This window comes from Tunturiibacter gelidiferens (assembly GCF_051013345.1).
In the GTDB taxonomy this organism is placed as follows: domain Bacteria; phylum Acidobacteriota; class Terriglobia; order Terriglobales; family Acidobacteriaceae; genus Edaphobacter; species Edaphobacter gelidiferens_A.
Genome location: NZ_CP132939.1, coordinates 2,542,247 through 2,554,379 on the forward strand (window position 1 = coordinate 2,542,247; position 12,133 = coordinate 2,554,379).

13 protein-coding genes are annotated in these 12,133 nt (G+C 54.7%); 12 read left to right on the forward strand and 1 reads right to left on the reverse strand.

Annotated elements, in window-relative coordinates:
- Window positions 1–153 precede the first annotated feature (153 nt).
- The 9 genes from RBB80_RS12520 (at window position 154) to RBB80_RS12560 (ending at window position 8,221) form a co-directional block, all read left to right on the forward strand.
- Window positions 154–267 (forward strand): hypothetical protein, encoded by a 114-nt coding sequence (locus RBB80_RS12520; protein WP_433968490.1) that lies wholly within the window; start codon window positions 154–156, stop codon window positions 265–267.
- A gap of 498 nt (window positions 268–765) precedes the next feature.
- Window positions 766–1,539, forward strand: coding sequence for a polyphosphate kinase 2 family protein (locus tag RBB80_RS12525; RefSeq protein WP_433968491.1), 774 nt, complete (start codon window positions 766–768; stop codon window positions 1,537–1,539).
- Between the two features lie 766 nt (window positions 1,540–2,305).
- Entirely contained in the window at window positions 2,306–2,614 is a 309-nt protein-coding gene (locus tag RBB80_RS12530) for a YceI family protein (RefSeq protein WP_433968492.1), read from the forward strand.
- 32 nt (window positions 2,615–2,646) lie between these two features.
- Entirely contained in the window at window positions 2,647–3,204 is a 558-nt protein-coding gene (locus RBB80_RS12535) for a hypothetical protein (RefSeq protein WP_433968494.1), read from the forward strand.
- Complete coding sequence (locus RBB80_RS12540) at window positions 3,201–4,316, forward strand: hypothetical protein (RefSeq protein WP_433968495.1); 1,116 nt, start codon at window positions 3,201–3,203, stop codon at window positions 4,314–4,316. Before RBB80_RS12535 ends, RBB80_RS12540 begins: the two co-directional genes overlap by 4 nt.
- Before the next feature lie 41 nt (window positions 4,317–4,357).
- Complete coding sequence (locus RBB80_RS12545) at window positions 4,358–4,894, forward strand: two-component regulator propeller domain-containing protein (protein WP_433968496.1); 537 nt, start codon at window positions 4,358–4,360, stop codon at window positions 4,892–4,894.
- Window positions 4,830–7,697: a two-component regulator propeller domain-containing protein gene (locus RBB80_RS12550; RefSeq protein WP_433968497.1), complete on the forward strand. Its 2,868-nt coding sequence runs from the start codon at window positions 4,830–4,832 to the stop codon at window positions 7,695–7,697. Before RBB80_RS12545 ends, RBB80_RS12550 begins: the two co-directional genes overlap by 65 nt.
- A gap of 130 nt (window positions 7,698–7,827) precedes the next feature.
- Window positions 7,828–8,064 carry a hypothetical protein gene (locus RBB80_RS12555; RefSeq protein ID WP_433968499.1) on the forward strand — a complete coding sequence of 79 codons (237 nt, stop codon included), beginning with the start codon at window positions 7,828–7,830 and terminating at the stop codon, window positions 8,062–8,064.
- A gap of 7 nt (window positions 8,065–8,071) precedes the next feature.
- Entirely contained in the window at window positions 8,072–8,221 is a 150-nt protein-coding gene (locus RBB80_RS12560) for a hypothetical protein (RefSeq protein WP_433969644.1), read from the forward strand.
- On the opposite strand, the gene RBB80_RS12565 is transcribed toward RBB80_RS12560, so the two are convergent.
- Window positions 8,190–8,630 (reverse strand): amidohydrolase family protein, encoded by a 441-nt coding sequence (locus RBB80_RS12565; protein WP_433969645.1) that lies wholly within the window; start codon window positions 8,628–8,630, stop codon window positions 8,190–8,192. The two genes, RBB80_RS12560 and RBB80_RS12565, sit on opposite strands and share 32 nt — an antisense overlap.
- A gap of 729 nt (window positions 8,631–9,359) precedes the next feature.
- Between RBB80_RS12565 and RBB80_RS12570 the strand changes: the two genes are divergently transcribed.
- The 3 genes from RBB80_RS12570 (at window position 9,360) to RBB80_RS12580 (ending at window position 12,127) form a co-directional block, all read left to right on the forward strand.
- Window positions 9,360–11,327, forward strand: coding sequence for a sigma 54-interacting transcriptional regulator (locus RBB80_RS12570; RefSeq protein WP_433968501.1), 1,968 nt, complete (start codon window positions 9,360–9,362; stop codon window positions 11,325–11,327).
- 8 nt (window positions 11,328–11,335) lie between these two features.
- Complete coding sequence (locus tag RBB80_RS12575; protein WP_433968502.1) at window positions 11,336–11,488, forward strand: helix-turn-helix domain-containing protein; 153 nt, start codon at window positions 11,336–11,338, stop codon at window positions 11,486–11,488.
- Between the two features lie 303 nt (window positions 11,489–11,791).
- Window positions 11,792–12,127 (forward strand): hypothetical protein, encoded by a 336-nt coding sequence (locus RBB80_RS12580; protein ID WP_433968503.1) that lies wholly within the window; start codon window positions 11,792–11,794, stop codon window positions 12,125–12,127.
- The last annotated feature ends 6 nt before the right edge of the window (window positions 12,128–12,133 follow it).

Genomic DNA, 12,133 nt, shown 5'->3' on the forward strand with positions numbered 1-12,133 from the left:
TTATGTTAATGCGTCGGGGAGTTCTAACAGAACGCCCATTGTCCGGTCTCCTCTTTCAAAAGAGGAGGTCGTGGTCGATGCAGAGGATACTTGGGATCGGTATTTCCGATTCCAGCAGATCTTCGAGGCGTTCTTCACTAGGAAGGAAAAGGCATGGGCATCGGCCTTGCAATCTGCCAGTCGATCGCCGCCGCACATGGTGCCGCTCTCGTTGCCGCCAATCGAGACGATGGCGGCGCTCGCTTCAGCTTTTCGCTTCCTCGCTAGGCCAGCACTGCGCTCCAGCTGTCTCATGTGCGCAATAGCTTCGAAATGTAAATGGCATTGATGAATGCAGGCTGAACCCACTCATTGATGTTGCAACCCTACATGAAGATGGAATTCCATCCTTTCAGATAGCTAAGTACCATCAGTCATCTGAGTTCGACAGGCGACCACCGATATGAATATCTCGAAGAGAGAGGCAAACGTTAGCGCATCGAAGCTAGGCTGGACGAGCTGCTGAGGAAGGCAGAGAAGCCTGTCGTCCCTCCTCCGTCTCGCGGGGAATCTACGCGGCCATTCAGCGAAGACTGGCAATCCATACTGCAGGAGTTTCAACATGAAAATCATTTCCGCTGACGACGACGTCAACGCTTATGAAATGTGAGAATCCCAGCTTGAAGGTGTCAATCACCACCATCCAGGCTAAGCTAGGGAGCTGACGCGTAATAACCAGCAGAGAAGAAGTAGCCGAATATTCTCTCACGGCCGGGTTGGAGACGCGTGCGTGCCAAAGAGGCGCTGACCATGGGCATTGAGGCGCTCGCCGAGTTACAGGACAAACTTTATGCGCAGGATAAGTGGGCCGTGCTGCTCATCTTTCAGGCCATGGACGCCGCCGGCAAGGACGGTACCATCAAGCACGTCATGTCCGGCGTCAATCCGCAGGGTTGCCAAGTCTTTTCGTTCAAGTCACCGTCCGCCGAGGACCTCGACCACGACTACCTCTGGCGCTGCATGAAGTGCCTCCCGAATCGCGGCCACATCGGCATCTTCAACCGCAGCTATTACGAGGAAACCCTCGTCGTGCGTGTGCATCCGGAGTTTCTGGCCAGGCAAAAAGTTCCGGCTGAACTCATCACCAAGAAAATCTGGGAACATCGCTTCGAGGACATCCGCAGCTTTGAGCAATATCTTTCCAACAATGGCGTCGTAGTGCGGAAATTCTTCCTGCACCTTTCAAACGAGGAACAGCAAAAGCGTTTCCTCGAACGCATCGAAACCTCGGACAAGAACTGGAAGTTTTCCGCCAGCGATGCGGCCGAGCGCGAGCATTGGGATGAATACATGGAAGCCTACGAGGACATGATCCGCAACACCGCCACAGAAAAGTCGCCGTGGTATGTCGTGCCGGCGGACAACAAATGGTTCACCCGAGTCGTTGTGGCAGCGGCGGTCGTCGAGACGCTGGCCTCGCTTGATTTGAAATATCCCGAAGTCGGCAAGGACAAACTCAAGGAACTGGCAGCGACCAAGGCAGCATTGTTGAAAAAATAGCCCACGAAGTTTGGAGTCAAGAATTATGTCGGGGGTGTCACAGTTCTCGGCCGTCACGGGAGGATTTGGTTTGACAGGCCGGCCTTGGGATGTACTTCAGGTTTTTTGAGAGTATCGGGAACAGGCAGATGCTCAAGTCGGTTTTTGTGTCCGTCTCAGGCATAATCGGTGGCTTCGCAGTTCATATCATTCCTGAAGGGTATCGTTGTTGGTGTCAGCAGTATTTAGGAGAACTTTGAGCCGTCGAAAGTCGCTCTGTGCTCTGGCTCTTGCAGGCCGGACACCAGTACAAAATCTTCGTTTTCTTCACTCGGCAAGTGCAACACAGACTGGTGCCTTCGGCCTCCTTCCTTTGCTTCTAGATCTGTCATCCGATTTGCTCGTTGCCGAAGCCGCATCGCGTGGGTCACCGTCAATGTCGAACGCCAATACCCAAACCACCACCACAACAGGCGCTAATCAGACGTCAACGAGCGCCCATTTACAATCACCGCCCAGGCGAAAGCTACCGAGGCCGCAGTGGTTGCGCGCACAATCTGAGCCAGGCTTGTCAGACAAACACAGGAAAAGAAGGAGGTCGATATTGGCTATCGGACAAGATCATTCGCACGGCTTACATCACGCAGCCCGCTGTGGGCAACAGGCGCGGCCGTTGAACGACGACCAGGAAAGGGAAAGTTTATGCAGATGAGATATCTGGCACTGCTGCCGATGCTTGCAACAGCCGCCTTGCTATCGCCGGGTTCCTGTTTTCGCGGTTACACCGGTGGAAAGCATTATCAAGTTTGATATGAAGGCCTCCGTCCCAATAACGGGGATTTTTAATAAGTGGGACGCCAGCCTCACGTTTACATCCTCTGATGTCACCATTGTGGTTTTGGATATCAAGATTCAGGCAGCCACGGTAAATACCCGTAGCGGCATGAAGAACAACAAGCTAAAGGGCAAGGACTTCATCAACGTCGAGCAAGACCCGTTGATCACGTTCAAGTCGACGAAGGTCGTACAGACCGGTTCAACCACCTTTGCTGCAACTGGTTTTCTGCATTGCGCTGAACGGTTGCCAGTCCCATAAAGCCGATTCCGGACCTTGGACCGCAACCCGAGATGGATGTAGCTCCGACCCAGGGCGGTTCCGTCGCTCTCGTGACAATCGGGAAGGGCGTTGGAGCGCCGCAATTTGCGCCGACCGGATCGCTTAAATTTAGCGGCTACGATTGGGGTGTTCGCATGATTGCGAATGACAAGGGAGGCACGAACAACCTCTTCGATGCCGAAAATGCATGGACCGATGCGAGCGGCGCGCTCCACCTGCAGATCAAGAAGAAATCGGACAGGTGGTCGTGTGCAGAAATATTCCTAAATCGCAGTCTCGGGTACGGCACGTATTCGGTAACCGTGCGGGATACTTCTCACTTAGAACCTGCTGCGGTCTTCACTCTGTATATCTTCGAGGACTCGGCTGGCGAGCAGCACTATCGCGAGATGGACGTAGAGGTCAGTCGCTGGGGTGACGCTGCGAATAAGAACAATGCACAATATGTAATTCAATCGTTCTACAATAGGTCGGAAGCCACCAATCGCGGACCGACACGGCGCGTTTTCGTGTTGGTGAGCTTGCTACTCGTAGCGCCGATTACCTCGGATCGTGACGGAGATCGATGATGTCGCGCTCGCACATAGTCGCATATAACGCAACACTGTCAGTGCTGTTGGCGTCCTTTGTGCTGACCGGATGCCACTCTTCATCAAAAAATTCGACTCCGACGGTTGCTTTCGGCAAGGTTGCCGCCGCATATCAGGAGGATCCCTACAAGATAGTCATAACCGAAGGTCGTGACTATAAGAGAGACATAATGGAAGGTCGTGTCACAGGGGCTCGACCCGGGCAGCGAATTGTGTTGTACGCAATGACAGATGGGCGATGGGGCGTGTGCCGGCAATCAGATCTGCCGTTTACGAATATCGAAGCTGACGGCCGGTGGGAAGCTTCAGTCCATCTGGGATTACAATATGCCGCCCTGCTGGTTGATCCAACCTACAATCCGCCTGAACAGACTGAATCATTACCGACCGTCGGCAACGGCGTGATGGCGCTGGCAGTTGTTAACGGGGAAGGCCCACCGCCGATACTCCCGTCGCCCAAAATACTGAACTTTAGCGGCTACGAGTGGACGACGAGCACCGGGCCAATTTTTCACGCTGGGTCAAGAAACTTTTTCGATCCTGCGAACGTTTGGACGGACGAAAGCGGTGCACTGCATCTTCGCATTTCGGGAAGCCCGGGAAAATGGGCTGCGGCGGAGGTGAAGCTCATGCGCAGCCTGGGATACGGAACCTACAGCTTCCACCTGCGCGATGTCTCTCATCTCGAACCTTCTGCTCTTCTAACGCTAGTCGCCTGGGACGGCGTTGGCACAGAGAGCGCCCGGCACGAGTTGGACGTTGAGCTTGGCCGCTGGGGGGACCCTGAGAATACCAACGTGAATTACGTCGTCCAGCCTTACTACGTTCCGGCTAACTCTGTTGCCTTTCGGGTGTCCCCCGGCGCCTACACGCATTCCTTCCACTGGGAACCGGGGCAAGTAACGTTTTCGACCCTAGCCGGATCGGGCAATACAGGCGGCCGTGTCCTTAACCGGCACGTGTTTACTTCCGGTGTACCTTCCCCGGAGGGCGAATCAGTGCGCATCGCCTTGTATGTATTCCGTCAAGGCAAAATACCCCTGAAAAACGAAAATGAGGTCATAATCGACAAATTCGAGTACCTCCCGTGAATTACTGGTTGAAGCAAACTCGATGGACTCTTATTGGGATCGTGCTAGCGGGCCCTGTCACTGATGCACGTGCACTCGATCCCAACCGTCTGCCTTCGCAGTACGTCCGCGAACAATGGACGATCGAAACCAGATTTCCCGGCGGCGCTGTCAACGGCATCGCGCAAACCGCGGATGGATACCTCTGGATTGGAACCGACAAAGGCCTGATACGTTTCGACGGCTTTAATTTCAGGCCTGTCTCTTTTGCTTCCATCGCCGCCGCTTCGAACGTTCCCATATTGCAACTGCTTACGGATGCTGGCGGAAAACTGTGGATCCGTCCCCAGGGTGCCTATCTGGTACGCCAAAAAGATGGCAAGTTTGAGAGCGTTAGATACGATCAAGGCGCAATTACCGTTCTGTCAAAAGATAACCACGACGGAGTACTGGTTTCGGACGTCGAGCAGGGCACTTTCCGTTTCACGGCAGACGGAGTTCAGAAATTGGGACCCACTTCCCCCAGTAATCTCAATGGCCGAAACAGCCGACGGCAAGGTTTGGCTGGGGACGCTCGGCGATGGCCTCTTTTTTCTTAAAGGCGGGCGAGTCACCGACGTCGATGCGGGATTGCCCGACCGAAAGATCAATTCTCTGCTGCAGATCGGTGAAGAGTTGTGGGTCGGCACCGACTCAGGCTTGTATCACGGGAATGACACAGGCTTTCGCCGCATTGAATTGCCGTCGTTCCTCGGTAATGTTCCGGTTTTGAGCCTCCTGCGCGATCGTGACTCGAATATGTGGGTGGGTACGACGCGCGGGCTACTGCGCATCAACGGAAAAGGCATTTCGTTCTTCGAAGAAACTGGGCTTCGTGGAGACGGCGGAATTAACGCGCTGTTCGAGGACCGCGAAGGAAATCTCTGGATCGGAGGTGCGCGCGGGCTCGGCCGCATTCGGGACAGTGCGTTCGTAACTTATTCCTCTGTTAGCGATCGTCGTTTCGAACACAATGGCCCTGTATATGTCCACCCGGAGGGCCGCACCTGGTTCGCTCCCGCTCAAGGTGGGCTGTATGTTCTCGAGAACGGCCGCGTTCAACCCGTTACATCGATACCACCAAATGAGGTCGTCTATTCCATCAGTGGACGGGAAGATGAGGTGTGGGCCGGACGTCAACGCGGCGGACTCGCCCGTTTACGATTTCGCAACGGTGCGAAAGCGAGCGAGAGTTATACAGAGGCACACGGACTGGCCCAAAACAGTGCCTATGCTGTTTATGAGAGCCGCGATGGTTCGGTGTGGGTCGGCACACTAAACGGCGGCGTCAGCAAATTCAAAGATGGGCACTTCACCACTTACACGACGACCAACGGCCTCGCTTCGAATACGGTCTCGTCCATCCTCGAAGCCCGCGATGGTGCAATGTGGTTTGCCACACCTACCGGGCTGAGTTCTTTTTCAAACGGCCAATGGAGAACCTATACAACGGTAGAGGGTTTGCCTTCCCCAGAGGTGAACTGCCTTTTCGAGGATTCATCCGGAACTCTCTGGAGTGGAACGTCTGCTGGTCTTGCCTTTTTTGCCTCTAGCCGTTTTCAAGTTCCTCATGAATCGCCCGACGTTTTGCGCGAACAAGTCCTCGGAATGGCGGACGACAAGAGCGGAAGGTTTTGGATTGCTACCTCAGATCATGTTTTGCGGGTTCCGCGTGACAAACTGCTAAGTGGTGTTGTGAAGGCAGTCGATGTTCACGAGTATGACCAGGCTGATGGTCTCGAGAGCACTGAAGGAGTGAAGCGAAGCCGATCGGTGGTCTCGGATTCAGCGGGCAGAATCTGGTTTTCACTCAGCAGCGGCTTGTCGGTTGTTAATCCATCCCAGATCAATGACAATTCAGCTCCCGCACTGCCACACATCGAGACGATCACCGCCGATAACACCACCGTAAATCTCGCCGTCTTCGTTCAAATTCCTCCATCTCCCAGGCGAATCACATTTGAATACACGGGGCTGAGTCTCGCGGCGCCCGAGCGCATTCGCTTTCGATATCTTCTCGAAGGTTTCGACAGTAACTGGAGCCAGCCGGTTGCAGCGCGAGAGGCTGTTTACACGAACCTTGGGCCCGGCCACTATCGATTCCGGCTAGTCGCCAGCAACAGCGAGGGGTTGTGGAACGGACCAGAAACTGCAATCGCTTTGAACGTCGACCCGGCCTACTATCAAACTTACTGGTTCCGATTGTCGTGCATCGCCGTCTTTTTTGCACTGCTTTGGGCCGGTTATCAAATGCGTGTTCACCAGTTGCAGGAGCAAGAAAAGAAATTCCGCGACGCAGTAGAAACCATGCCGACCCTGGCTTTCGTTGCCGACCCAAAAGGCAATCGCACTTTTATTAACGGGGGTTGGCTCGAATACACCGGATTGAGCTCGGAACAGGCCTCAGGTTCAGGATGGGAGAAGGCGATTCACCCCGACGATCTCAAGCGCGTCACAGAAAGATGGCGCGCGTCGCATACGACTGGCCAACCGCTGGATTATGAAGCGCGGCTTCGGCGATCGGACGGAGTCTATCGCTGGTTCCAGACGCGCGCCAGGCCTCTGCGCGATAACCGAGGCAAGATCGAGATGTGGTGTGCAGTGGCGAACGACATTGAAGATCGCAAACGTGCTGAACAACTCCAGGCGGATCTTACCCATGCGAGTCGGGTCAGCACGATGGGAGAACTGGTCGCCTCCATCTCGCACGAACTGGCACAGCCCATCACTGCAACAACCAATCATGCCAAGGCATCTTTGCGTTGGCTTCAGCGCGACCCGCCCGAACTGACCGAAGTTCGCAAAGGGACGGAAAGAATCATCGAGGCGGGCACCTTTGCCTCGGAAATCATCAACCGTCTGCGATCGCTGTACAAAAAGGCCCCTCCCAAACGGGAGTTGGTCGCGGTAAATGAGGTCATCGGCGAAATGGTCCTGCTGTTGCGGGGTGAAGCTAACGGGCATGCCGTTTCGATTCGGACGGACCTTGGCATCAATCTTCCCCAAATCACGGCGGACCGAGTGCAACTGCAGCAGGTACTGATGAACCTGATGCTTAATGGTATCGAGGCGATGAAGGAGACCGGCGGAGTGCTCACGGTCAAAACGGGACGAGGCGAGGGAGGGCAAGTGCTGATCTTAGTCAGCGACACCGGCATAGGATTACCGGCCGGAGCAGCGGATGATATCTTCAATGCCTTCTTCACCACCAAACCTCAAGGCAGCGGCATGGGGCTGGCGATCAGCCGTTCCATCGTGGAATCGCATGGTGGCCGTTTGTGGGCCACACCCCACAACGGACGAGGCGCGACGTTTCATTTCACTCTGCCGACCGCAGTCGTGGAAGAATCTGCGGCAACATGATTCCAAGTTCTTACGCGCGTGCGACAGCCGCATCCGAGCCTTGTGGTCAACGTTGATTTGCGATAAGAAACGGTGCGATTGAGACTACGGTATGAGGAAGATTCACGAGAAAATGTGTGACGGGTGATTAGTGAATATAGCGGCCAATATTCTTGGCGAACAGGACACGACCGTGGCGTTTCACACGCATGTCCTGACTTCTCCCGATCAGGCAGCGGTTGTGGAGGAGAACCTGCACTTTATCTCGAATCGTACGATGGTCACTTCAGCGCCCATACAGGCGACCAACAAGATGGATTCGCGCCTCAAAACAGCGTGTGACGTAGGATTTTCACGTTTGGAGGACGCGGAGGCTTTACTTCGTTGATGGAAGCATTTTTCCCAGGTCGGTTGGCGCGAATCCCATGCAGAGCATCTACGCGATCGCGAAAATCTTTACTAACCATTGGAACGAACATAGTGAGGCGCCATCCTTGAGAATTCGCCTGCCGCTTAGACTACCTTGCCCCTTGCCCCCGCAATAGTCAACACCGACTCCAGGTTCTTGGTTTCCTCTTCAGGAATTGAAAAGTAGTCTGAGGAAAGGACCGCCAAGTCGGCGAGCTGCCCTTGGGCTAGCGATCCTTTCTTGCCGTCTTCCGTAGAAACCAGCTGCTCCCAAACGAAATAGGCGCTCGAGCGCTTCGTGCGATTGAACCGGTGTTTTTCCGGAAATAAGCTCAACCCACCGATGGTCTCCCCGGTCACTCGCCAGTAGAGAGAAGGAAGGGTTATAGCTCGAGACCCGCGTGGCGTCTGTGCCTGCCCTACCGGAACTCCCGTCTCCAACATTCTTGGAGGAGTGCGCTTGGCCTGCTGCGCGCCATAACGTTGACAACATATTCGCGCTGAAAAGCCATCCTGTTCTGAACGGCAATACGGCCACCAAGTGATTCGATTCGCTCAATATTCCCGTCGGCAATCGTCTTGCAGTGATCAAAAAACAAGGGCAGTCCCCTCAAGCCGAATCTCGCGGTTAACCACACCTACAACTTTTCCATTTCGGTTGGAGTGTGAATCTCAGAAAGATATAGATCGATTTAAACGAGGGCGAATTCAACAGAATAAGACCATCGTTATTCCGAGTGCTACCGCTCGCGACTACAAGGAAGATGTAATTGTTTGCTGCGGTAACTATTGCTAGCATCGCGCTATTGGATGTCTAAATGGATCGAGCACTCCGTCGGACTCTCAAATAGACCATCGAGCTTAGACGACGAGGATTACCGAGGAGATCCGTGGCGATTGCGACGAGACGTGCAGAAGGATTATTTAGCTGTAATGCGGGCGGGGAGCGACGGGATCAGCGACCCGACTCGCTATGGACCGTACGACGTCACAGTTTCGTATGAAGAAACTCGGGATCGTCCGACCCGGAACTCGAGGGCCGTCGGCACTCAGATCACGTAACAAGAGTGCTGGTTGGCTGGCAATTGGCATTCCGCTACCACTGTGACTTCTCATAACTCCCTCTCAGGACTTTTCTCGCGGGGCTTCAACACCACTGGCAACATCGACTCCCCAAGGGTCAAGCTGTTGCCCACAACATCATCGTGCATAAAACTTGATAGTAAGTTTACGGGGGTCCTGGTTACTCGCTCCGCTGACGATGAGGAGGGTAGAATGAGCGCGACCAAGCTTGCACCGACTACGATGCCACCTTTCACCAGCTCTTTGCACCGGGTGCGCCTACCCCTGCCATTGTTGGAGTCGGGGACGTCGGCAAAACGCTATGACGCGCTATCGCGCCTCTCCCATTCTCTGGTGTCCCAAAGCCCCGAGGATCTACCGTGCAACCTCAGCGCCCTTATGCGGCCATTACTGGACTTTGATTTCCTGGATCTTATCGTTTTCAAAGAAGGTTCAAGCGAAGTACTCTGGCACTCCATTGGGACCGGGCAGTTCCCAACACTAGATGTTCCCATGGAAGAAACGACATATTGGTGGGTCTATCAACAGAAACAACCACTTTTCATCTCGGATTGGAAACTAGATGAGCGGTTCGCCCCGCGAAGAGAAGCGCTTAAGAATCTGGGTTTTGAGTATCGCTCTCTCTGCCGGCTGCCGTTGCGTACGTCGAGCGGCCCAATAGGGGTACTCAGCTTTGTCAGTTTTCGCCCCCACAATTATTTCGAAGAGGAGATGCGATTCTTATCGATGGTGGCGGAGCAGGTCTCGCTGGCCGTCGCCAGCGTGTTGCATTTTGAGAGGTCACGCAGCGCCCAGTCGGAATTGTGTGTGATGTGTGAGCGGCTCGAGCTGCTCCAGGAGCTGACGAACAGCCTGGTTGCCAATCCGAATCTCGATGATCTTCTGACAGCTGTGGTGGCGGGCGCCCGGCGCGTTATCCAGTCAGATTTTGCGATTCTGGGGTTGGTAGATCCTGAGAGCGGCCGGCTTCGCCTGAATGCTTTCGAATTGCGCGACGAGACCGCCCTTGACAGGAAATCAGTGGACTCGCTGGTAGAGGTGCTTACGGCTGCTGTCTTGTCCGTTGGCAAGCCCTCGGCTGAAAAGGCCGAAGACCTAGCATCGACGAGCGCGGACGGGGATCAAAATAGGGTTGTGGCTGGATTCAAGCGTAGCTGCGTCTTGCCGCTGGTCAGCCGGGACCAGACCCTGGGCATTCTGGCGATGGGAAGGCGCGAGAACACGGCCTACACCCAGGATGAAATCGAATTCATGTTATTCCTGTCGCGCCAGGTAGCGATGGCAGTTGAATGGGCGGGAGTTTACGGAAAGCTGCGAGGGCTTCCGGATAATTTGGCCGACGAGAGGGTTTACCGCGCGGATGAAATCCGCACCGAGGCACGTTTTGAGGAAATTGTAGGCAGGAGTTCCGCGCTCCAACGCGTGCTCTCCCAGGTCGAGGTCGTGGCACCGACCGATTCCGGTGTGCTAATCACCGGAGAAACGGGTACCGGAAAGGAGCTTATCGCCCGTGCCATTCATAATCTGAGCACCCGGCGTGGCCGGCCGTTCGTTAAGCTCAACTGTGCCGCGATCCCCTCAGGCTTACTCGAAAGTGAACTTTTTGGACACGAGAGAGGAGCATTCACCGGCGCAGTCATGCAAAAGGCCGGCCGCTTCGAGGCTGCGGACAAGGGGACTCTCTTTTTGGATGAAGTGGGCGACATTCCCCTCGAGCTGCAGCCCAAGCTATTGCGGGTTTTGCAAGAGGGTGAATTCGAAAGACTAGGTAGCACCCGTACTCAGCAGGTAGATGTTCGGGTGATCGCGGCCACGCACAGAGACCTAAAACAGATGATCGAAGATGGCGAGTTCAGAAGCGACCTGTATTACCGATTGTATGTCTTTCCTCTAACTGTTCCTCCTTTGCGTGATCGCCGCGAGGACATACCCCTGCTTGTGCGCCATTACGTGGACAAGTACGCGCGGCGAATGAATCGACGCATTGAGACCGTTCCCTCCCGGGCAATGGAAGTAATGGCGACTTACTCGTGGCCAGGCAATGTGCGTGAACTGCAAAACTTCATTGAGCGCGCGGTGATCCTGTCACCCGGGAGTGTCCTCCGTGCACCTCTCGCCGATTTGAAAGAAGCGGCACCTCAGGAGAGGACTCGAAGCTGAGTACTCATGTGGATGCGGAACGGGACCACGTCCTCCGGGCTCTCCGGAAGTCCAACTGGATTCTCGGGGGTCCCGACGGTGCAGCGGTGCGACTCGGAATGAAACGGACGACGTTAGCCTATCGAATACGCAAGCTGAAGATCCCGTGCCGTCCGCAGTGATGCGTAGGAGCCAATTGGCGTCGGGGAACTTGATCATTCAACGACGCCCAGAGTGTTTGATGTAGTACCCAGAAAATGTGAAGGAGAATGAGAGATGAAAATGGATAAAACAGCCTGGATTCTGGTTCTGGCAACACTGCTTTTTGTCCCCGCTACGCGGGCCCAGGATAACAAACAACCGAAGCAGACCGAGGAGCAGGCCGGCACATCGCCGAACTCAAATACTCAAAAAATACGGAGGAATACATCGAGCTCCTGCGCTCGGACGTGCGGCAGCAGAAAGCGGAGGTCCTGGGAGCGGTTATGCAGCTAAGCGCCGCTGACGCGGCAAAATTCTGGCCCATCTACACCGAGTACGAGGCGGAATTAGCCAAGCTGAATGACCTGAGAATGGCGAATATTCAAGAGTATGCGCGTACGTACGATCAGATGACAGATGAAAAGGCGGACGAGCTGATTCGGAAAGCGCTGGCATATCGCAAGCAGCGGCCTGAGCTTCTCACAAAATACTATGGCCGCTTCAAACAGGCATTGGGCGCAACCACAGCAGCTCGCTTCTTTCAGGTCGAAGATCAACTCCTTTCGATCATTGACCTCCAAATCGATTCTTCATTGCCCCTTGCTGGGAAAAACTTGTAACTCAAA

Excerpts from the sequence above, each read along its gene's own strand:
- RBB80_RS12520 (WP_433968490.1), top strand. The coding sequence starts at position 154 with ATGGGCATCGGCCTTGCAATCTGCCAGTCGATCGCCGCCGCACATGGT.
- RBB80_RS12535 (WP_433968494.1), top strand. The coding sequence starts at position 2,647 with ATGGATGTAGCTCCGACCCAGGGCGGTTCCGTCGCTCTCGTGACAATC.
- RBB80_RS12540 (WP_433968495.1), top strand. The coding sequence starts at position 3,201 with ATGATGTCGCGCTCGCACATAGTCGCATATAACGCAACACTGTCAGTG.
- RBB80_RS12550 (WP_433968497.1), top strand. The coding sequence starts at position 4,830 with ATGGCCGAAACAGCCGACGGCAAGGTTTGGCTGGGGACGCTCGGCGAT.
- RBB80_RS12570 (WP_433968501.1), top strand. The coding sequence starts at position 9,360 with ATGAGCGCGACCAAGCTTGCACCGACTACGATGCCACCTTTCACCAGC.
- RBB80_RS12580 (WP_433968503.1), top strand. The coding sequence starts at position 11,792 with ATGCAGCTAAGCGCCGCTGACGCGGCAAAATTCTGGCCCATCTACACC.